This window comes from Pseudarthrobacter sp. 1C304 (assembly GCF_052245515.1).
GTDB lineage: Bacteria > Actinomycetota > Actinomycetes > Actinomycetales > Micrococcaceae > Arthrobacter.
Map to the genome: position 1 here is coordinate 360,061 of NZ_JBQQCH010000003.1, position 20,118 is coordinate 380,178.

The window sequence follows — 20,118 nt, forward strand, 5'->3', positions numbered from 1 at the left end:
CGTTCTAGGCTGGAGCCATGAGCCTCGACGAGCACCGCTATGCGCTGACAGTCCGCTGGACCGGTAACCTGGGCGAGGGGACGGCGTCGTACCGCGGTTATTCCCGGGACCACGACGTCGAGATCCCGGGGCTCCCCGTGCTGCACGGTTCCGCGGACCCGACCTTCCACGGCGACCGGGACCGGTACAACCCGGAACAGCTGCTGCTGGCCGCCCTGTCCCAGTGCCACATGCTGTCCTTCCTGCACGTGGCCGTGAAGCATAACGTGGTGGTGACGGCCTACGAGGACCGTGCCGAGGCCCTGATGCGGACCAACCGGGACGGCAGCGGGCAGTTTGAATCGGCCACGCTCAGGCCCCGCGTGACCCTGGCCGCCCCGGCAGCGGAGGGCCTTCTGGAGGAACTGCACGCCGCGGCGAACAAGGTCTGCTTCATCGCCCGGAGCGTCAACTTCCCGGTGCTGCACCAGCCCACGGCGGTGGTCGAGGAAGCCGCCGGCTGACCCGGGCCGGCAGTGTCGCCGGCCCGCGGCCCGGGGCCCCTAACGCGGGGGCCCCTACGCAGAGGCCAGGTACTCGGCCAGGAGGCGGCATTCGGTGTCCGGGCTCATCCCGGCCTTGCGGGCCCGGCCCAGTCCGCGCCGGCGCTCGTCGGTCAGGGTGTCCCGCAGCGTGTCCGGCCAGGGCCGGGTACGCAGTCCGGCGGCCCGGGCGGCGGCGCTGCTGCGGGCCGCGAACCCATCATGTCCCGGCGGGAGCCAGAGCGGAAACGAGTCCGGGCCCGCCCAGTAGTTCGCCCCGCGGGACGCCAGCCAATCCGGCGGAGCGGCCACCACCTCGGCGCCGCCGGCCAGCCTGCGGGCTTCCTCGAGGTAGGCATGGAACGGAACCGGCTCGCCGACGGCGTTCAGCGCCCCGGTGGTGCCGTTTTCGGCGGCGGCAAGGATCCAGGCCGCGAGGTCCCGGACATCGATGACCTGGGTGGCGTCTGCCGGGATGTCGGGGACCAGGACGGGTCCGGCGTCCCGGGCGAACCGGGCCGGCCAGTACCCGTAGCGGTCCGAGCCGTCGCCCGGGCCCCCGATCAGCCCGGGCCGGCAGATGTGGGCCTTGTCCCCCGCGAGCTCCGCGGTCAACTGCTCGATGGCTGCCTTGGCTTCGCCGTAGGTGTCCGCGCCGGGCTCCGTGCCGGCGGCGAGCGGCGCCAGTACCTCCGCGTCCTCCGCCGCCCCGGCCACGGAGTGGTCCGCGTAGACGGAACAGCTGGAGACGAAGGTCCAGTGCCGGGCGGAGCCGGCCAATGCCTCGAGCGCTTCCCGCGCCTGGCCCGGGTCCCGCGCGACGTCGACGACGGCGTCCCACCGGCCGCCGGACGCCGGACCCGCGGCGGCTGGTGCATAGGCCGCCGCACCCTGCGAGCGGTCCGCCCGCAGCCAGGCGGCGCCGCCGGGCGGGACGGACGTGCTCCCGCGCGCCAGGCAGGTGACGTCGTGCCCGGCGGCCACGGCCTGCCGCGCGATTTCTGCTGACAGGAAAGCCGTGCCGCCGAGGACCAGGATGCGCATGGGGTCACGCTACGGCGCTACTGTTGAAGGGGACCAGAGCGTTATGCGCCCGGCGAACACCGGCCGCCCTCCGGACCCCAAGCCCGGCGCCACCCGGCCGGCAGCAAGAACGCAGCAACGAGGAGTTCCCCCGGCGATGTCCATTTTGACCACCACCGAACCCATCACCCCGCCGGACATGTCGGCAATGTCCGAGATCAACCTGCCGGGCGTCCTGATCAGCCTGGGCGTCGGCATCGCCGTGTGGCTGGTGGCGTCCTTTGTGATCTCCGTCATCACCAAGCGCATCGCCGCCGGATCCACCTTCTTCAAGAAACCGTACTTCCGCTGGGCGGCGCCCGCACTCCGCGCGCTGGAACACGAACGCCGCGTCCAGCGGGCCCACACCATCGGCGCGCTGCTCCGGAGCGTGGTGGGCGTCCTCATCTCCGTCCTCACCAGCGTGTACGTGCTCAAGAACCTGAACGTGGACGTGGCTCCCATCCTGACCAGCGTCGGTATCCTCGGTATCGCCATCGGTTTCGGCGCCCAGCAGCTCATCCGCGACTTCCTCGCCGGCATCTTCATCACCATCGAGGACCAGTACGGCATCGGGGACGTCATCGAGACCTCCGAGGTGGTGGGCACGGTGGAGGCCATGAACCTCCGGATCACCCGGGTCCGGGCCGAGGACGGCACCATCTGGTACCTGCGCAACGGCGAGATCCTGCGCGTAGGCAACCGCTCCCAGGGCACCTACATCCCGCCGGAGACGCCGGCGGAGGACGACGCGGACGCTGCTCCCCAGCAGAAGGCCGGAGAATAGGACCATGACGATTCCCAGCGCCGGCCAGCCCCGGCAGCCCAAGCAGCTGCTGCAGAACGATCCGTTCAGCAAGCCCGGCTACACGGACAACTTCTACGACGCCGTGGGCGGACACGAGACGTTCGTGAAGCTCATCGACGTGTTCTACGACGGCGTGGCGACTGATCCGCTGCTGCGGCCGATGTACCCGGAGGAGGATCTGGGCCCGGCGAAACGCCGCTTCCTGATGTTCCTGGAGCAGTACTGGGGCGGGCCCACGACGTACGGCGAGGAACGCGGACACCCCCGGCTGCGGATGCGCCACATGCCGTTCCGGGTCACCCCGGAGGCGAAAGACCGCTGGCTGTTCCACATGCGCACCGCCGTGGATGCGCTGGAGCTCCCGCCCCTGTATGAGGGGACGCTCTGGGACTACATGGAGCGCGCGGCCCTGTCGATGGTCAACAGCCCGTCCGGCGCCTAGGCACGGACATGGAAAGACCCCGGAGGCACTTGGGGGGATGTCTCCGGGGTCTTTCTGCGTAAATAATACCGGGCCGGGTATCGGGTGGCAAATATTTTTTGGCGCCTTACGAACCGGGTCGGGTCCGCGTATGCGCGACGGCCAAGGCGGCGCGTCCGTTGCCGGCGGCGTGCACGAGGAACGCAACCACGAGGAACGCGACGAGAACCTGGGCGGTGGTCCCCAGTGCGGCCGGCCACCCGCCGTCGAGCGTGGGATCGAGGAAGTCGTAGACGTACCATCCGTCAAGAGCGCCGCGCAGCCAGGAGAAGGCCAGAAAAGCGACGGGGTAGCTCAGCCACACGACGGGCCGCCACCACCTGCCGTGCGCGGTCCGCGTGACCAGTAGCCAGTCGAGCGCGACGAACAGCGGAGCCAGCCGGTGGTGCGCGAGCTGCGGCCAGTACATGTCCCAGCTCCACCAGGGCTCGTCCGGCGGGGCCACCAGGACCGCATAGATGATGCCGGTCATCACCAGATAGAAGACCAGCGCACCGAACAGGTGGTCCCACCACTCCGGCAACCGGGCCCGCCGCCGTGCGGCCGAGGCGATCAGCACGAGCCCGAGGACGAGGTTGGACTGGACCGTAAACTCCGAATACAGCTGGAAGATGTCCACGTCACTGCCGGGGAGCATTGCGTCGTACGTCTTTTGGACAAGGGCGACGAGCACGAAGATACCCACCGCGAGGCGGAGCATCCGGATCCAGCGGCGGTCAGGATGCAGCGAATCGTTGAAACCATAGTGCCGCTCTACCGGCGGATCCAGCACTGACAGGCCGTTCATGGGGCCAGTATGGCAGGGCCGTCAAGAGTGCCTGGGGCGGAAGTCCTCCGGCGCCGAGGCCTTGGCCGGCGCACGGGGACGGGTGGCTTAGAGTCCTGGACCGGTGCGGGCCAGGACGTGGCCCCGGGCACCGCTGAGCCGGAACCAGCGTCCCGCGCGGAAGAGCTGCTGTTCCCCGTCGGCCAGGAAGCCGAGGGTGAGGGCCGCGAAGGCGGCGCCCAGCGGAAGCCCGGCGGCGCCCGGCAGTTCCCTGCCCCAGACCGTGGCGCGGGCGTTGTTGACGATCAATGCGCCGGGTTTGTCCGGGATGATGGCGGCGATCTCGGTAATGCCGGCCTCGGCGGACTGGCGCAGCGCGGCATCCTGGAGCGTGCCCGCGGGTTCCCATCCGGTGCGGGGCGCCCCGACACCGGCCCACGACTCGGTGACGGTGACCGGCGGCAACGGCAGGCCGACGTCGTTCTCCCCTGCCCGGGCGAGCCGGTCCAGCACTGCCGAGACCGGGACGGTGACATCCGCATCGGACGGCTGCGCCAGGGCCATGGTCCGCAGCCCGAGGATGGTCGGCGTCGACTCCCCCAGCAGCCGCGGCCGCAGCACGCAGACGTAGGCGGCGAGCACCCGGCCCGAGGCCTGGAGCCGGATGGCGCCGTCGTCAATCGATTTGGCGCGGGTGGCGAAAGTGCGCAGATCGGCGAGGTCGCGGGGATCGGTAAACTGCAGGGACTGGGTGAGAACGTCAGACACAATATTGACTCTACCGGCTGTGCCTCCTTGGGACGGCGCCGAAGTGGCGTCTAGAGTCGAACCATGACTGAAGCCGAAGCCGGATTGCAGGGGCCGCCGACCCAGGACCCCACCTCCTCACTCCTCCAACTGCTGAACCTCGGTGAACTGGAGGGTGCCCGGACGGATGAGGACATTTTTATGGGCCCCTCCCAGCAGCAGCCCCGGCACCGAGTGTTCGGCGGCCAGGTGCTGGCGCAGTCACTCATTGCCGGGAGCCGGACTGTTCCCGAAGGCCGGAGCGTGCATTCCATGCATGGCTACTTCCTGCGCCCGGGCGACGCCAACCAGCCCATCACCTTCGGCGTCCAGCGGCTCCGGGACGGCCGCTCGTTCTCCGCGCGGCGCGTCCACGCCTACCAGGACGGCACGCCCATCCTGTCCATGATCGCGTCGTTCCAGGACGAGGACGAGGGCATCGAGCACCAGTCCGAGATGCCGGCCGGCATCCCCGCGCCGGAGTCGCTGCCCAGCACCGCCGACCTGCTGGGCAAATACGACCACCCGGTGGCGCGGCACTGGGCCTACGAGCGGCCCTTCGACATCCGGCACGTTGACCCGGCCCTGTACGTCTCGGCCAAGGGCGAGAAGGAACCCCGCAACGCGGTCTGGATGAAGACCTTCGGCCCCATGCCGGACGATGCGGACCTGCACCGCGCCGCCTTGGCCTACGCCAGCGACTACACCCTCCTGGAGTCCATCCTCCGCAAGCACGGGATGAGCTGGATCACGCCGGGGATGTCGGTGGCCAGCCTGGACCATGCCATGTGGTGGCACCGCCCGGTCCGCGTGGACGAGTGGCTGCTGTACGTCCAGGAGTCCCCCAGCGCCCAGGGTGCCCGCGGCCTGGCCACCGGCCGGATCTTCAGCCGCGACGGCCGGCATGTGGCCACGGTGGCGCAGGAAGGTATGATCCGGGTTCCTACGGACCTGAAGAACAAGGTCAAGGGCGCCGTCCAGTCCAAGGTTCTGCAGCACCAGATGCGCAAGGCCGAGCGCGGCTGATCCGGGCTGCTCCCTCGCGGCGGCAAACAAAACGCCGGCTCCCCTGTCAGGGAGCCGGCGTTTTGTTGTGGCGCTATATGCCCGCGGACTAGTCGCGGGTGAGGCGCCGGTGGGTCACGCGGTGCGGCTTGGCCGCATCCGGGCCCAGCCGCTCAACCTTGTTCTCCTCGTAGGATTCGAAGTTGCCCTCGAACCAGTACCACTTCGAGGGGTTCTCCTCGTCGCCTTCGTAGGCAAGGATGTGGGTGGCCACCCGGTCCAGGAACCAGCGGTCGTGCGAGACCACAACGGCGCAGCCCGGGAATTCGAGCAGGGCGTTTTCGAGGCTGCTGAGGGTTTCGACGTCAAGGTCGTTGGTGGGCTCATCGAGGAGCAGCAGGTTGCCGCCCTGCTTGAGGGTCAGGGCCAGGTTAAGGCGGTTGCGCTCACCACCGGACAGCACACCGGCCTTCTTCTGCTGGTCCGGACCCTTGAAACCGAAAGCGGCGACGTAGGCGCGGGACGGCATTTCCACCTGGCCGACCTGGATGTAGTCAAGGCCGTCGGAGACGACCTCCCACAGGGTCTTGTTCGGGTCGATGCCGCCGCGGCTCTGGTCCGCGTAGGAGATCTTGACCGAGTCGCCGATCTTCAGCTCGCCGCCGTCGAGGGGCTCGAGCCCCACGATGGTCTTGAACAGGGTGGTCTTGCCGACGCCGTTGGGCCCGATCACACCGACGATACCGTTGCGCGGCAGGCTGAAGGAGAGCCCGTCGATCAGCGTGCGGTCCTCGAAGCCCTTCTGCAGGCCCTTCGCCTCCAGGACGAGGCCGCCCAGGCGCGGTCCCGGCGGGATCTGGATCTCTTCGAAGTCCAGCTTGCGGGTCCGGTCAGCCTCGGCCGCCATCTCCTCATAGCGGGCCAGGCGGGCCTTCGACTTGGTCTGGCGGCCCTTGGCGTTGGAGCGGACCCACTCGAGTTCCTCGGTGAGCCGCTTGGCCTGCTTGGCGTCCTTCTTGCCCTGGACTTCCAGGCGGGCGCGCTTCTTCTCGAGGTACGTGGAGTAGTTGCCCTCGTACGGGTACAGGTGGCCGCGGTCCACTTCGGCGATCCACTCGGCCACGTGGTCGAGGAAGTACCGGTCGTGGGTGACGGCGAGCACGGCGCCGGGGTAGCTGGAGAGGTGCTGTTCGAGCCAGAGCACACTCTCGGCGTCGAGGTGGTTGGTGGGCTCGTCGAGGAGCAGCAGGTCAGGCTTCTGCAGGAGCAGCTTGCAGAGTGCGACGCGGCGGCGCTCACCACCGGAGAGCAGGGTGACGTCGGATTCCGGCGGCGGGCAGCGGAGGGCGTCCATGGCCTGCTCGAGCTGGGAGTCGAGGTCCCAGGCGTCGGCGGCGTCGATCGCTTCCTGCAGCTGGCCCATCTCCTCAAGGAGGGCGTCGTAGTCGGCGTCCGGATTGGCCATCTCCTCGGAGATTTCGTTGAACCGCTGGATCTTGCCGAAGATCTCGCCGACACCCTCCTGGACGTTGCCCAGGACGGTCTTGTCCTCGTTCAGCGGCGGTTCCTGCAGCAGGATGCCGACCGTGTAGCCGGGGCTCAGCCGGGCCTCACCGTTGGAAGGTGTGTCCAGCCCCGCCATAATTTTGAGAATGGTGGACTTACCTGCACCATTCGGGCCGACGACGCCGATCTTGGCCCCCGGGAAGAAGGACATGCTCACGTCATCGAGGATAAGTTTTTCGCCAACGGCCTTACGGGCCTTGGTCATTGTGTAGATAAATTCCGCCATGCCTACAAATCTAGTGGTTCAGCCGGGATAACTCACATTCATGCGGCCCTGATGTCCGCCCGCCGGCGGGGAAGGATGCAGCCTCAGCCGCCGCGCCGGCCGTGGCGCCGGGCCGGACCGCTGGCGCCACGGAACCCCGGCAGCGGGTACCCGTTCAGGCGGCGGCCCCTTTCAGTTCGCCCGTCTCCTCGTCGAGTTCCTCCACCTCGCCGTTGACGTCATTGACGAAGACGGTCCGGGATCCCTGCGGGTCACCGTCGTCGTCGGGGCCCTCGAACGGATCGTCGTCCACGTGGCTCCCGTCCGGGCCGCCGTCCGTGGAACCTGCCGACGGACCGGCTGCGGCGGCCGCGTCCAGGGGGCCGTTGGCTGCCGTGCGGATGAAGTTGGCGGACCCCCATGTCAGGTCGTGGCCGACCGATTCGGCGTCGATTTCCGCCGAGTGGTAGATGCGCCCGTCGTGTTCCCAGCTCCTCAACTTGAGTCGTCCGACGACGATGACCTTCTGGCCCTTCTTAACGCTGCAACCGATGTTTCCGGCCAATTGCCGGTACCCCTGGACCTTGAACCAGTTGGTGTTCCCGTCAATCCAGGCGTTCGTCTCGCGGTCGAAGCGACGTTCGGTGGAACCCAGCCGGAAGTTCGCCGTCGCCACACCACCGGGCGTCGTCGAGCTCTTGGGCTCCGTAGCAACGAAGCCGCGGACCGTGATGTTGTCGCTCATGCTCATGTCCTCTCTCGAAATGTCGTGCCCTAGCAGGCTCTTTCAGCTTCGCGCCGGACGGGTTTCTCCGCGAGAGCGCCGGTGCGCCATGTGGAAAACCCGCACCGGAAGCCGCCTCAGCCGGCACGTCGGTGTCCGGCCCGGGGTCATACGCGCCGCATAGGTCCTGACAGCGGACGGCCGCCGGGCACGGTAAGCTTTTTGAGGCGTCCACCGGCAATGGCCGGTCAGGTCCCGCCCCAGTAGCTCAGGGGATAGAGCAGCGGCCTTCTAATCCGCCGGTCGGGGGTTCGATTCCCTCCTGGGGCACCAGAGCGCGGCCTGGCCTGCCGGAAATATTTCCGCAGGCCGGGGCCGGCATTCCAACGGAAGCCGGCGCAGCGCGGCTAGATCCACTTGTTGCGCTTAAAGGCCCAGAACAGCACCAGGCCCATGCCGATCATCAGGCCCAGCGCCATCGGGTAGCCGAAGACCCAGTCCAGTTCAGGCATGGCCCGGAAATTCATTCCATAGATAGTGCCGATCAGCGTGGGCGCGAACAGGATGGCCGCCCATGAGGAGATCCGCTTGACCTGCTCGTTCTGGGCATAGCTTGACTCGGTCAGCAGGCGCATTTCGTCGTTTTGCCGCTGGGCCACCAGTGCGGCGTTCACGGCTAGCGCGTTTTGCAGCAGGGCGCGGAACGCCGCGACGCGCTCGCCCAGCCGCAGCGCGTGGTCCAGGACGTCCCGATAGTGGTCCTGCAGCTCGGGCCGGAGCTGGCGGTCCGGCGGCCCGCCCATCAGTGCCTGGAGGATCGGGACCAGGGGCGCCGTCGCGCGCTGGAACATAATGACCTGGCGGGAAAGTTCATAGATCCGGCGGGACACGCCCGGGTCTGCGGCGAAGAGATCGTTCTCAATTTCGTCGACGTCGTTTTCCAGGCCGGCTGCCACGGGCTCGTACTCGTCGACCACCTGGTCAAGGATCGCGTACAGCACGGCGTCCGGGCCGAGCGCCAGGAACCCCGGCCGGGCTTCCATGCGCCGGCGGACCCGTGCGAGGTCCGGTGATTCGGCCCGGCGGACCGTGACGACGAAGTCCTCACCGGCGAAGACATGGATTTCGCCGAACTCCACTTGCTCCACGTCGTCCAGATACCGCGCCGGACGGAGCACCAGGAAGAGCGTTTCGCCGTAGTGTTCCAGCTTGGCCCGCTGATGGCCGGCAAGCGCGTCGTCCACGGCCAAATGGTTTAAATCGAATTCTTCAGCCACGGAGCGGAGCTCGCCCGGATCCGGCCGGTAGAGTCCGATCCAGGCCATGCCCTGGCGCTGCCGCAGGATGAAGTACGTCTCTTCGAGGCCCTCCGGGTCGGCCGTCCGGAAGCCGTCCACGTACACCGCGTTATCGACAATGCTCACGGCGGCCGCCTCCTCTTGGCATCGCATCCTCTGGCTGCGACGCTATACCGTTGCCCGTCCGCTGCCAACGGGCCCCTGCCCGGCTATCAGACTTAAGCCATCAGCACGCTTAGTATTGAGCAGACAGGCAGAGGCCCGAGGAAAAGTCCCTGCCCGCAACCGAAAGGTACGGCCGCCATGACCCAGACACCCCGCGGATTCGATCCGACCAACGTCCCGCCCACCCAGCCGGAGGCCTTTGGCGCCCCGGATGCCGGGGAAGGCTCCGGCGCAGCCTCCCCCGCCGCCGGCACCGATCTGGTGCCCGGGACCCCGGCTGCCGCAACGGCGGCAGGGCGTGGCGAGGGGCCCGCGGCCGGCGCGCCCCCAACGCCCGCTCCCGATCCGGAACGCCAGGTCACCCGTGCGGGAATGGTCTGGGCCGCGGTTGCCAGCGCGCTGGTGGTCCTGATCCTGCTCATCGCGTTCATCCTGCAGAACCAGGAATACGTCCAGGTGAAGTTCTTTGGCCTCGAGGGATCGGTCCCGCTGGGCATTGCTTTGCTCATCGCTGCGGTGGGTGGCGGCGTGCTGGTCGCCATCGCCGGAGCCGCGCGCATCATCCAGCTCCGGGTCGCTGCGCGCCGCAGCCGCGCCACCCGCTAGGCCCGCCCGGGCGTACCCAGGCGCTGACGCCGGCCCGCCCCGCCCGTCGGCACGGGCATCGGCCGGCCCCGCACCCGGTTCCCAGGCCGTCCGGTTCCTAGGGCAGGGTCAGGATGACCGGCCCGTCTTTCGTGATGGCCACGGTGTGCTCGCTGTGGGCGGCCCGGCGGCCGTTGGCCGAGCGGAGGGTCCATTCGTCGTCGTCGTGGAAGTAGTCGTCCTTGCCGCCCAGGATCAGCATGGGCTCGATCGCGATGACCAGGCCCTCGGTCAGCTTGATGCCGCGGCCGGGCCGGCCGTCGTTGGGGACGTGCGGGTCGGCGTGCATGGTCTTGCCGATCCCGTGGCCGCCGTGGTCCGCCAGCAGGCCGTAACCGGCCCGGCGCGACGCCCCGCCGATCGCGTAGGCCAGGTCCCCCATCTTGTTGCCGATCCGTGCCGCCTCGATACCGCGGGCCAAGGCGGCCTCGGTGGCGTCGATCAGCGCCTGGTCCACGGGATCGGCCGTTCCCACGATGAAGCTGACGGCGGCGTCCCCGCACCAGCCGTCGAGGAACGCGCCGCAGTCCACGCTGAGCAGGTCGCCGTCCTGGAGCCGGTAGCCGCCCGGGATGCCGTGCACCACGGCGTCGTTGACGGAGGTGCAGATCACACCCGGAAACGCGACGGACGCCCACCGCGGCTTGTAGTTGAGGAACGCGGGCGTTGCTCCGGCGGCGGCGATGGTGTCCGCGGCCAGTCCGTCCAGTTCTTTCAGGGAAACCCCGACGGCGGCCGCCTCCCGGACGCGCTCCAGCGTGGTCGCCACCACCCTGCCTGCTTCGCGCATCAGGGCAATCTCGGCAGGGGTTTTGATCATCGACATGTCCTCAACTGTAGGGCCAGCCGGTGCTTGGCTAAAGTGGCCCCATGGCCAGCGCTGAACTGATATCCGCCATCCGGTTCCAGCTGCGGCAGGCAGCGGACCCGGCCCGGGCCGCAGGGGCGCAGGCCTACCTGAAGTCGGCCATGCCCCTGCTGGGCGTCCGCGTTCCGGAGGTCCGGCAGATCGTCAAGGCCGCCGCCAGGGAGCTGCCGCCCGGCAGCCTGGCGGACCTGCAGGGCTCCGTGCTGCTGCTCTGGCGGGAAGCCGCTTGGCGGGAGGAGCGTTACGCGGCGATCGACCTCACGGGGCTGCGGCTGGCCGCCGGCGAGATGGGCATGCTTGCCCTTTATGAGGAGATGATCCGCAGCGGAGCGTGGTGGGACCTGGTGGACGGGGTTTCGCAGCGGCTGCGCGGGCTGCTTCAGGCGCACCGGGAGGACATGTCCGCGGTGCTCCGCCGCTGGAGCGTGGACACCGACGTCTGGATCCGGAGGGCCGCCATCACGGCGCAGCTGGGCGCGAAGTCGGCCACGGACCCCGGCCTGCTGGCAGAGGTGATCGAACCCAACCTGGCGGACCGGGAGTTCTTCATCCGGAAGGCGATCGGCTGGGCGCTGCGGGACTACGCCGCCACGGACCCCGCGTGGGTCCGGAGCTTCGTGGCACGGCACCTAGATGCGCTGAGCCCGCTTTCCCGGCGGGAAGCGCTGCGGAAACTCTAGATGACAGGGCGGGTGGTGACAGGTTCCTCGGACTTGCTGAAGAGCATCTTGGTCTTGGGGTCGAGGAAGATCAGGTACAGGGCGAAAAGCAGCGCAATGATTGCCGCGGCGTTGCGGGCCAGGGCAAGGGCAAGGCCGAGATCGGCGGTCTGAAGGTAGGGGAAGACTTCCAGCTGGTCTGAGATCGCGTACACCATAAAGAACGACACGATGAAGTACAGGGCCTTGACCTGCCAGTCATCGCGGATGCCGGTCACGGCGAATAGCGGAATGAGCCACACAACGTACCAGGACTGGATCATCGGGGCCAGGACCACGACGGCGGCGAACGCCAGCGTGAGCCGGCGGATCAGGCGGTCGTAGTCGCCGCGGAAGATCTGCCAGGCGATGATGCCCACCGCCAGGAGCTTGCCGGCGTCGTACACCCACTTGGCCAGGCCCCAGCCGTCCAGTCCGAAGGCGTTGGAGATCGAAGCCACCACCAGGCCCATCAGCCCCACCGGGGCGTACCAGATCCAGATGCTGCCCGGGGCCGAAAGCCCGTTGATCCAGCCGAACCCGAAGCCGTTGACCATGCTCATGGCGTACAGCAGACCCAGGCTGATGCCTGCCGTGAGAGCCCAGAACACGAACTTGCGCGGCCAGCCGGCGTCCTTCCCGGCCCACAGCAGGCCGATGAACGGCAGGAAGACGATGGTGATGGGCTTGACCGAGATGGAGAGGGTAACCAGGACCAGGCCGAAAATGACCCGCCGGGTGGCGCAGTAGTACAGCCCGGCCAGTGCCAGGCCGATCATGAGCGCGTCGTTGTGAACGCTGGCGATGAAGTTGGTGAGGAACAGCGGGTTCGCGGCGGTGAGCCACAGGGCCCGGTGCGGGTTGACGCCGTGCAGGTCCGCGAGCTTCGGCACGTAGATGATGCACAGCACCACCCCGATCAGCGCCGCCACGCGGAACAGCATGATGCTGGCCTCCGGGTGCACGTTGGTGGACCACACCACGAACTGCTCGATCCACAGGAAGAGCTGGCCGTACGGAACCGGGGCCTCGGTCCACATCTTGTCGGCCCCGAGCTGGAAGTAGTTCGACAGCGCGGAGATGCCGTTTTCGTACGGGTTGAAGCCCTCCACCATCAGCCGGCCCTGCCCGATATAGGCGTAGACGTCGCGGCTGAACAGGGGCACCGAGAACATCAGGGGCAGCCCCCACAGGACAACCGCCTGCAGCGTGGCCTTGCGGGCCTCCGCCCCCCAGACCCGCACGCGCTGGCCCAGCCTCAGCCAGGCGCGGACCAGCAGCATCCCGCCGACAGCCAGCAGCACAATGCACAAGGCGACGCCGACGGCCTCGGTGCGCATCCAGATAAACAGCGGCACCCGGCGGAGTTCGGAGGCCGGGGCGAGCCAGCCGACGCCGAGAGACCCGATCGCCATAAAGTGCGAACCGACAAATCCCGCCAGCAGCGGTGAACGGGCGTTGTCCACTTCAGCCAGAGGTGCCGCCGGGGACGTGCCGGCAGCCGTTTTCCCTGCCGCAGGCACAGGCGCCGTCATCTCAGGATCGTCCAATCTGTTGTGGGGCTCGTCTCCGCCCGCGGCCGGGCGTCAGAACGAGGCCCGGGGAGCGCCGCGGGAACGAAAAAATTTCGCCGCCCGCGTACCCGAAATCCTAGCATCGAGCCTCCCGGAGGCGACGAAACGGTAGGCTGGGCGCGTGCCTATATCTAATGAACGCATCGTCTGGATCGACTGCGAAATGACCGGCCTGGACACCACGAACGACGCCCTCATCGAGGTGGCCGCGCTGGTGACGGACTCCGAGCTCAATGTCCTCGGTGACGGCGTCGACGTCGTCATTAAGCCCGACGACGCGGCCCTGGCGCAGATGAACGACTTCGTCCGCGACATGCACACCCGCTCCGGGCTGCTGGCCGAACTCCCCCACGGCAAGACCATGGCCGAGGCCCAGGCGATCGTCCTGGACTACATCAAGAAGTGGGTGCCGGACCCGAAGAAGGCGCCGCTGGGCGGCAACTCCGTGGGCACCGACAGGGTGTTCCTGGTCCGTGACATGCCGGAGCTGGTGGAGCACCTGCATTACCGGGTCATCGATGTCAGCACCATCAAGGAGCTGTCCCGGCGCTGGTATGCGCGGGCCTACTTTCAGTCCCCCGCCAAGCTCGGCGGCCACCGCGCCCTCGGTGACATCCAGGATTCCATTGACGAGCTTCGCTACTACCGCGAGGCGGTCTTCGTCCCCGCCCCCGGGCCGGACAGCGCCACGGCGCAGCGGATCGCCAAGCGGGTCATGGGCTCAGCGGACCAGCCCGCACCAGCCACGGGCACTACCAGCGGCACTACAGGAGATCCTGCCGGAGACACTGCGGCCGACCCTGCCGCCAGCCAGGTGTTGTGACCCCGGCCCCGCTCCCCGGGTGTAATCTGCGCCACGTTTGAGGAAAATTTTCCCGAAAACCGCAAAAGTGGCAAAAGCAGCCCCCGGAAGCAGGTAAGCTATTTGTCGTTGCCTTTTCAGCCCGCCGGTTCACCGGAGGGCATGGCGGGGCACATGGTGGGCGTAGCTCAGTTGGCAGAGCGCCTGGTTGTGGTCCAGGAGGTCGCGGGTTCAACCCCCGTCGCTCACCCTCACGAAGGACGGCAGGAATTGTCCGATCCTTTTCAAAGGCCGTACCGGTTATCCGGTGCGGCCTTTGTTGTCTCTCCAGTTGCCCGTGCCAGGAACCTTGAACGGAAGGAACCGCTTTGAAGCGCAAGCTTTTTGAAGAAGACCACGAGATGTTCCGTGAGGTGGCGGCCGAGTTCAACACGCGGGAGGTGGCGCCGCACTACGCCCAGTGGGACAAGGACCACATCATGTCCCGGGAGCTGTGGACGGCAGCCGGCGGGCAGGGCCTGCTGGGCCTGGCGGTCCCCGAGGAATTCGGCGGCATGGGCATGAGCGACTACCGCTTCCGCGCAGTGCTGGATGAGGAGTTTGCCAGGAGCAACCACCTCGCCGTGGGCCTGGCCTTCCACCTCCACGACGACCTGGTCCTCCCCCACCTGCTGGCCTACGGCTCGGATGACCTCAAGAGCCGCTGGCTTCCCGGCATGGTCTCCGGGGAAAAGGTCACGTCGGTGGCCTGGACGGAGCCCGGCGCAGGCTCGGACCTCCGGGGAATCCGCACCAAGGCCGTCCGCGACGGCGACGGCTGGCTGATCAGCGGCCAGAAGACATTCATCGGCAACGGCATCTCCGGTGACGCCTCCCTCGTCCTGGCCCGCACCGACGGCGGCACCGGCCGCGGCAACGCCGATTCCTTCTCCCTGTTTATGGTCCAGAAGGGCGAGGGCTACAACACCGGCAAGCAGCTGGACAAGATGGGCCTGAAGGCCTCGGACACCGCGGAGCTCTTCTTCGACAACGTCCGGGTTCCGCACGGCGACCTCGTCGGCGAAGAGGGCAAGGGCCTGCAGTACGCCGCCGAGCAGCTCCCCCAGGGCCGGCTCGCGATCGCTGTGGCGAGCTCCGCCGTCGTCCGCGCCGTCTATGAGGCCACCGTCAGCTACACGAAGGACCGCAACGCCTTCGGCGAGCGGATCATCGACTTCCAGAACAGCCGCTTCGAACTCGCGGACATCCTCACCGAGGTGGAGGTCACCGAGGCGTACGTGGACCAGGCAGTCCTGGCCTTCAACGCCGGTGAGCTCGATGCCGCAGGCGCCGCCCGGGCCAAGCTGTGGGCGTCCGAGCGCGCCAAGTCCGTCACCGACCGCTGCCTGCAGCTGCACGGCGGCTACGGCTACATCCTGGAGTACCCCGTGGCGCAGGCCTACCTGGCCGCCCGGCTGCTGACCATCTTCGGCGGCACCAACGAAATCATGCGCGACGTCGTCGGCCGCACCATCGCGGACTGACCGGCATCCCGCAAATCACAGCCCAGCACCAGAGGACCTTTCCTGACATGACCGTTCTGCCCATCACCATCTGGGGTGAGCCTGTCCTGCACCGCCGGGCCGCCGAGGTCGAAGTCTTTGACGACGAACTCCGGACCCTGATCGCCGACATGTTCGAGACCAACGACGCCGCCAACGGCGTCGGGCTCGCCGCACCCCAGGTGGGCGTGGGAAAACGCCTGTTCGTCTACAAATACGAGAACGACGACGGCGCCCCGCCCACCGGCGTCGTGGTCAACCCGGTGCTGACCCTCTCCAAGGTCTCCGGCGCGCTGCCGGACCCGGACGAGGAAGAGGAAGGCTGCCTGTCCTTCCCCGGCGGGCAGTATCCGCTCAAACGCGCCGAGTGGGCCCGGGTGGAGGGCTTCGACGGGGACGGCAACCCGGTCTCGTTCGAGGCGACCGGCTGGTTCGCCCGGGTGATGCAGCACGAGTATGACCACCTTGACGGCAAGCTGTACGTCAACCGCCTGATTGACCGCTACGCCCGCAAGGCCCTGAAGCAGGCAAAAAAGAGCGGCTGGGGCGTGCCCGGACTGACCTGGATGCCGGGTGTGGACCCGGACCCCTTCGGCCACTAGGGACCCGAAATCACGCCGTCCGGTCGACGGCGGCCAGGATGGCCGCGCCCAGCTCGGCAGGCCGGGTGAACTGCGGCCAGTGCCCGGTGGGAAGGTCCACGTAGTCGACGTCGCGGATGCGTCCGAGCTCCGCAACATACGGGTGGCCGGCGTCGATCATCTCCTTGAGCATGGCGGACGGGAACTCGCACGCGATGACGGTGGCGGGGACATCGTAGCGGCGCTCGTCGTGCAGCCGCTGCCGGTCCTGCGCCACGCCCTTGGGCTGCGGGACGGCACGGGCCCGGAACCGGGCCCGCAGTTCCTCGTCCAGGTCGGTGAGGTCTTCGTCCTCGAAAAGTTCCCACGGGGGAAGCGGCACGTCGTCGCCGTCGTCGGGCAGCTCGTCGTTGATCACGCCTCCGTCGCCGAGCGGGCCGCTGTCGACGTAGATGGCGCGGCGGACCTTGTCCGGGCGGGAGTCGACGGCGCCGTGGATGACGGCGCCGCCGCCTGAATGGCCCACCAACACCACCGGGGCCTCAAAAGCGTCCATGGCATCCACCACAGCCTCGATGTGTGTCCGCAGGCCAATGCCGGCGCGCGGCGCGTCCGCCGATTCGAGCCCGGGCAGCGTGAGCGGGTGGACCCGGTGCCCGGCCGCTACAAGCGGCGGGGTGACCTCCTCCCACGATGCGGCGTCCAACCAGAATCCGGGTACGAGGATGATGTCCATGCCGGTACCCTACCGTCCCGGTCCGACAAAAAGGCAGGGATCTGACCATCAGCCCTCGACGGGCCGCTCCAGCTTGCCGGCGTGGTCAGGCACGTACCGGAACAGCTCCCGCGGCGGGCGGGTGTAGTTGACGGCTTTGGGCCGTTCGGGCAGGGTCACTGATTCGGTCCGCACTTCGGTGTAGTCGATGCTGGACAGCAGGTGGGCGATCATGTTGATCCGGGCCCGGCGCTTGTCCTCTGCCTCCACCACGTACCACGGCGATTCGGCAGTGTCCGTCTGCATGAACATGTCGTCCTTGGCCCGCGAGTAGTCCTCCCAGCGGAGGATCGCCTCACGGTCCATCGGGGAGAGCTTCCACTGCCGCAGCGGGTCGTCCAGCCGGGACTTGAACCGCCGTTCCTGCTCCGCATGGCTGATCGAGAACCAGTACTTGAACAGCAGGATGCCGTCCTGGATCAGCAGCCGCTCAAAGACCGGGCACTGGGCCATAAAGCGTTTATGTTCGGCCGGGGTGCAGAACCCCATGACATGCTCGACGCCGGCCCGGTTGTACCAGGAGCGGTCCATCAGCACGATTTCGCCCGCGGCGGGAAGATGCGCCACATAGCGCTGGAAGTACCACTCGCCCCGCTGCCGCTCCGTGGGGGCCGGCAGGGCCACAATGCGCGCCACCCGCGGATTCAGGTATTCGGTGACCCGCTTGATGGCACTGCCCTTCCCGGCGGCATCGCGGCCCTCGAAGATCACCAGCACCCGGGCGCCCGTGCTGCGGACCCATTCCTGCAGCGCCACCAGCTCGGACTGGAGACGGACCAGCTCGGCCTCGTAGACAGCGAGGCTCAACCGCCCGGGGCGCTCCCGGGCGCCCTTGGCGCCCTTGGCGCCCTTCCGGCCCGAGCCTGCCTTTCCCGAGCCGGCCCTGCCGGAGCCGGTTCTGCCGTTGCCGGCCTTGCCGGACCCGCCTTTTGGATGTGCCATGGTTCCCGTCCCGTTCCCTGCGGCGTGGCGGACTTTTCCAGTCGCAAGACCTGCCACTTTTGCCCGCCGCGCCCATTCTCGCGGAGCGGCCGGCGGCCCACAAGGGCACGTCCACCCGGGACAACGGGAACCCGGGCTCCTATGCTGGGGCCATGGAACCCCCAGCCCGGACAGCGATGCAGCCCATCCTCACGCTCACGGTGAACCCCGCCCTGGACGTCAGCACCGCGACAGAGGAGGTCATCAGCGGCCACAAGCTGCGCTGCCACACCAGCCGGCTGGATCCGGGCGGCGGCGGCATCAACGTGTCCCGGGTGGTGCAACGCCTGGGCGGGCGGACCCTGGCTGTCTACACCGCCGGCGGACCTACCGGCGAGGCGTACCGCCGGCTGATCGAAGCAGAACGCGTCCCCACCCTCGCCGTGCCCATCCAGGGCAGTACCCGCGAGGACTTCACCGTCGACGAGACGACGACGGGCAGGCAGTTCCGCTTCGTGCTGCAGGGCCCCGAACTAAGTGAGCCCGAGTGGCGTCTGTGCCTGGCGCTCGTGGCGGATTCGATCCCGGTGGGCGGGTACGTTGTGGCCAGCGGCAGCCTCCCGCCCGGCGTGCCGGAGGACTTCTACGCCCAGGTGGCCCGGCTTTCTCGCCTGCATGGTGCGCGGTGCATCGTGGACGCCTCCGGCCCGGCCCTGTCTGAGGCCCTCGCCGAGGGGGTGTTCCTGGTGAAGCCAAGCCGGCGCGAGCTGGGGCTGCACGTCGGTAAACCCCTGGACAGCGCCGAGAGCCAGGTTGAGGCGGCCAGGGCGCTGGTGGCGGACGGCTCCGCGGAACACGTTGCCCTGACCCTGGGCGGAGAAGGGGCCGTGCTCGCCTTGGCGTCGGGCGTTCTCCGGATGGCTGTGCCCCAGGTGACGGTCCGCAGCACCGTCGGGGCCGGTGACAGTTTCCTGGCCGCGTTCGTGCTGCGCCTGGCGCAGGGCCGCACGCACGAGGAGGCGCTCCGGGCCGCCGTCGCCGCCGGAAGCGCCACGGTGACGACGGCCGCCACCGAGCTCTGCCACCGCGAGGACGTGGAGCGGCTGGAGGCCGGACTCGCCGCCCAGGCCCGGGACGGAAGCGCCTGACCTACCGCGCCGCCGCGACCACCGCCTGCTGGCCGGGGCAGGAGCCGAGGATCCGTTTCATGGCGTCCTTCTCCGCCGGCGTGACCCACAAACGGTACGCCGCCTTGACGGAGATCTGCCGGGCGACGTAGTGGCAGCGGAAGTTCTTGTTGGGCGGGAGCCAGGTAGCGGCGTCGGAGGCGCTCTTGTCCTGGTTGGCGGAGCCGTCGACGGCGATCAGGTTCAGCGGATCGTTCGCCAGGTGCTCGCGCTGTGCAGGTGTCAGCTGCTGGGCCCCCTTTTGCCAGGCATCCCCCAGCGCCACGACGTGGTCGATCTGCACCGCTGCGCTGCTTTCGGCTCCCCGGCGGAAGGTTGCCTCATGGCCGGTATAGGGTTCCCGGAACGATCCGGCGGCCACCAGGCAGCGGGACCCCGCGGTGAACGTGGCGTCTGCCAGGTCGCGGCGGAGGATGTCATTGCGCGTGTCGCAGCCGTTGCGGTCGACGTCCAGCCACGCCTGGCCGAAGGCGCTGCGGTCGTAGTTGTCCCGGCTGGCCCGGCCCTTGACCGGGAGCGTGTCCAGCAGCGCCGCGGCGGAACCCGAAGGGACCTGCCGCACGGAGGTGACGGCCTCCATCCAGCCGGGAGCCAGCACTGGCGCCTCGCTGGGTCCGTCTGCCGGCGGCCCAACGGCGGCGAACTGTCCTGCGGTGAAGAACCAGCCGAGCCCCGCAACAACAGCCAGGGCAGCGGCAGCCAGCAGCGCCCACGCCTGGCGGGACCGCCGTCGTTCCTTCCGGAACTCCGCCCACGTGAGCGTCATGCCGGCTCCGGGACGGAGCGAAAACTCTCCACCCCAAAAGCCTAGGCCGCTCCCCCAATGCTGCCGGGGTTGTCCACAGCGTGGAGGACGAGTGCGCCTGTCAATTCTCTTTTGTCACCCGGATGAGGTCCTCGTTGGCGAGGGCCGCCAGCGATTCGAGCTGCTGGACCCTCGCGTCATCGACGTCACCGGCGGCGTGCTTCGCGCGGGCGTCGTCGAGGAGCCGTTTGGCTTCCTTGGCGTTCCGCCGCGCGACATCCAGCGCATGTTCCAGGGTGGTTTCGTGCTCCACTGCTGAGTTCTGTTCCATTGCACCATTGTGGTGCCCTTCCCCGGCCGATTCCAGAGGATCGGCCGGGAAAGACAGAACAGG

22 protein-coding genes and 2 tRNA genes are annotated in these 20,118 nt (G+C 68.4%); 12 read left to right on the forward strand and 12 right to left on the reverse strand.

Annotated elements, in window-relative coordinates:
• The first annotated feature begins 17 nt into the window (after positions 1-17).
• Positions 18-503, forward strand: coding sequence for an OsmC family protein (locus ACTWQD_RS09175; RefSeq protein ID WP_443195828.1), 486 nt, complete (start codon positions 18-20; stop codon positions 501-503).
• A 54-nt stretch (positions 504-557) separates the two neighbouring features.
• Here the strand turns inward: ACTWQD_RS09175 and ACTWQD_RS09180 are convergent, their stop codons facing one another.
• Complete coding sequence (locus tag ACTWQD_RS09180; RefSeq protein ID WP_443195829.1) at positions 558-1,565, reverse strand: NAD-dependent epimerase/dehydratase family protein; 1,008 nt, start codon at positions 1,563-1,565, stop codon at positions 558-560.
• A 136-nt stretch (positions 1,566-1,701) separates the two neighbouring features.
• On the opposite strand from ACTWQD_RS09180, the gene ACTWQD_RS09185 reads away from it, so the two are divergent.
• On the forward strand, positions 1,702-2,370 hold the full coding sequence (locus tag ACTWQD_RS09185; RefSeq protein ID WP_443195830.1) for a mechanosensitive ion channel family protein: 669 nt from the start codon (positions 1,702-1,704) through the stop codon (positions 2,368-2,370).
• A gap of 4 nt (positions 2,371-2,374) precedes the next feature.
• A complete protein-coding gene (locus ACTWQD_RS09190; RefSeq protein WP_443195831.1) occupies positions 2,375-2,833 on the forward strand; it encodes a globin in 459 nt (152 codons plus the stop codon).
• A 106-nt stretch (positions 2,834-2,939) separates the two neighbouring features.
• On the opposite strand, the gene ACTWQD_RS09195 is transcribed toward ACTWQD_RS09190, so the two are convergent.
• Both ACTWQD_RS09195 and ACTWQD_RS09200 read right to left on the reverse strand, forming a co-directional pair.
• Positions 2,940-3,659, reverse strand: coding sequence for a Pr6Pr family membrane protein (locus tag ACTWQD_RS09195; RefSeq protein ID WP_443195832.1), 720 nt, complete (start codon positions 3,657-3,659; stop codon positions 2,940-2,942).
• 87 nt (positions 3,660-3,746) lie between these two features.
• Positions 3,747-4,406 (reverse strand): hypothetical protein, encoded by a 660-nt coding sequence (locus ACTWQD_RS09200; RefSeq protein ID WP_443195833.1) that lies wholly within the window; start codon positions 4,404-4,406, stop codon positions 3,747-3,749.
• Between the two features lie 63 nt (positions 4,407-4,469).
• On the opposite strand from ACTWQD_RS09200, the gene tesB reads away from it, so the two are divergent.
• The gene (gene tesB / locus ACTWQD_RS09205; RefSeq protein ID WP_443195834.1) at positions 4,470-5,450 is read left to right on the forward strand and encodes an acyl-CoA thioesterase II; all 981 of its coding nucleotides are present in this window, start codon (positions 4,470-4,472) and stop codon (positions 5,448-5,450) included.
• Between the two features lie 88 nt (positions 5,451-5,538).
• Here the strand turns inward: tesB and ettA are convergent, their stop codons facing one another.
• Positions 5,539-7,221 carry an energy-dependent translational throttle protein EttA gene (gene ettA / locus ACTWQD_RS09210; RefSeq protein WP_443195835.1) on the reverse strand — a complete coding sequence of 561 codons (1,683 nt, stop codon included), beginning with the start codon at positions 7,219-7,221 and terminating at the stop codon, positions 5,539-5,541.
• A 154-nt stretch (positions 7,222-7,375) separates the two neighbouring features.
• Positions 7,376-7,945 carry a single-stranded DNA-binding protein gene (locus tag ACTWQD_RS09215; RefSeq protein WP_443195836.1) on the reverse strand — a complete coding sequence of 190 codons (570 nt, stop codon included), beginning with the start codon at positions 7,943-7,945 and terminating at the stop codon, positions 7,376-7,378.
• Positions 7,946-8,181: 236 nt separating this feature from the next.
• Between ACTWQD_RS09215 and ACTWQD_RS09220 the strand changes: the two genes are divergently transcribed.
• Positions 8,182-8,257: transfer RNA gene (locus tag ACTWQD_RS09220), tRNA-Arg, on the forward strand.
• Positions 8,258-8,331: 74 nt separating this feature from the next.
• On the opposite strand, the gene ACTWQD_RS09225 is transcribed toward ACTWQD_RS09220, so the two are convergent.
• Positions 8,332-9,348 (reverse strand): magnesium and cobalt transport protein CorA, encoded by a 1,017-nt coding sequence (locus ACTWQD_RS09225; RefSeq protein WP_443195837.1) that lies wholly within the window; start codon positions 9,346-9,348, stop codon positions 8,332-8,334.
• Positions 9,349-9,525: 177 nt separating this feature from the next.
• Between ACTWQD_RS09225 and ACTWQD_RS09230 the strand changes: the two genes are divergently transcribed.
• Positions 9,526-9,993, forward strand: a complete 468-nt coding sequence (locus tag ACTWQD_RS09230) for a LapA family protein (RefSeq protein ID WP_443195838.1) — start codon at positions 9,526-9,528, stop codon at positions 9,991-9,993.
• Between the two features lie 97 nt (positions 9,994-10,090).
• On the opposite strand, the gene map is transcribed toward ACTWQD_RS09230, so the two are convergent.
• Positions 10,091-10,858: a type I methionyl aminopeptidase gene (gene map / locus ACTWQD_RS09235; protein ID WP_443195839.1), complete on the reverse strand. Its 768-nt coding sequence runs from the start codon at positions 10,856-10,858 to the stop codon at positions 10,091-10,093.
• Between the two features lie 44 nt (positions 10,859-10,902).
• On the opposite strand from map, the gene ACTWQD_RS09240 reads away from it, so the two are divergent.
• A complete protein-coding gene (locus ACTWQD_RS09240; RefSeq protein WP_443195840.1) occupies positions 10,903-11,580 on the forward strand; it encodes a DNA alkylation repair protein in 678 nt (225 codons plus the stop codon).
• On the opposite strand, the gene mptB is transcribed toward ACTWQD_RS09240, so the two are convergent.
• Entirely contained in the window at positions 11,577-13,133 is a 1,557-nt protein-coding gene (mptB, locus tag ACTWQD_RS09245) for a polyprenol phosphomannose-dependent alpha 1,6 mannosyltransferase MptB (protein ID WP_443195841.1), read from the reverse strand. The genes ACTWQD_RS09240 and mptB overlap by 4 nt on opposite strands.
• Positions 13,134-13,335: 202 nt before the next feature.
• Here mptB and orn point away from each other — a divergent pair, with 202 nt between their 5' ends.
• The 4 genes from orn to def all read left to right on the forward strand — a co-directional run bounded on the left by orn (position 13,336) and on the right by def (position 16,117).
• On the forward strand, positions 13,336-13,995 hold the full coding sequence (orn, locus tag ACTWQD_RS09250) for an oligoribonuclease (RefSeq protein WP_443195888.1): 660 nt from the start codon (positions 13,336-13,338) through the stop codon (positions 13,993-13,995).
• 156 nt (positions 13,996-14,151) lie between these two features.
• Positions 14,152-14,224, forward strand: a tRNA-His gene (locus ACTWQD_RS09255).
• Between the two features lie 118 nt (positions 14,225-14,342).
• Positions 14,343-15,497, forward strand: coding sequence for an acyl-CoA dehydrogenase family protein (locus tag ACTWQD_RS09260; RefSeq protein ID WP_443195842.1), 1,155 nt, complete (start codon positions 14,343-14,345; stop codon positions 15,495-15,497).
• A gap of 47 nt (positions 15,498-15,544) precedes the next feature.
• On the forward strand, positions 15,545-16,117 hold the full coding sequence (def, locus tag ACTWQD_RS09265; protein WP_443195843.1) for a peptide deformylase: 573 nt from the start codon (positions 15,545-15,547) through the stop codon (positions 16,115-16,117).
• A 10-nt stretch (positions 16,118-16,127) separates the two neighbouring features.
• Here the strand turns inward: def and ACTWQD_RS09270 are convergent, their stop codons facing one another.
• Together ACTWQD_RS09270 and ppk2 are read right to left on the reverse strand one after the other, a co-directional pair.
• Positions 16,128-16,832, reverse strand: a complete 705-nt coding sequence (locus ACTWQD_RS09270; protein ID WP_443195844.1) for an alpha/beta fold hydrolase — start codon at positions 16,830-16,832, stop codon at positions 16,128-16,130.
• A 48-nt stretch (positions 16,833-16,880) separates the two neighbouring features.
• Positions 16,881-17,813 carry a polyphosphate kinase 2 gene (ppk2, locus tag ACTWQD_RS09275; RefSeq protein WP_443195845.1) on the reverse strand — a complete coding sequence of 311 codons (933 nt, stop codon included), beginning with the start codon at positions 17,811-17,813 and terminating at the stop codon, positions 16,881-16,883.
• Between the two features lie 152 nt (positions 17,814-17,965).
• On the opposite strand from ppk2, the gene ACTWQD_RS09280 reads away from it, so the two are divergent.
• On the forward strand, positions 17,966-18,940 hold the full coding sequence (locus tag ACTWQD_RS09280) for a 1-phosphofructokinase family hexose kinase (protein ID WP_443195846.1): 975 nt from the start codon (positions 17,966-17,968) through the stop codon (positions 18,938-18,940).
• Between the two features lies 1 nt (position 18,941).
• Here ACTWQD_RS09280 and ACTWQD_RS09285 read toward each other — a convergent pair whose 3' ends face one another.
• Together ACTWQD_RS09285 and ACTWQD_RS09290 are read right to left on the reverse strand one after the other, a co-directional pair.
• Entirely contained in the window at positions 18,942-19,745 is an 804-nt protein-coding gene (locus ACTWQD_RS09285) for an HNH endonuclease family protein (RefSeq protein ID WP_443195847.1), read from the reverse strand.
• Positions 19,746-19,845: 100 nt separating this feature from the next.
• On the reverse strand, positions 19,846-20,055 hold the full coding sequence (locus tag ACTWQD_RS09290) for a hypothetical protein (protein WP_443195848.1): 210 nt from the start codon (positions 20,053-20,055) through the stop codon (positions 19,846-19,848).
• Positions 20,056-20,118: the final 63 nt, after the last annotated feature.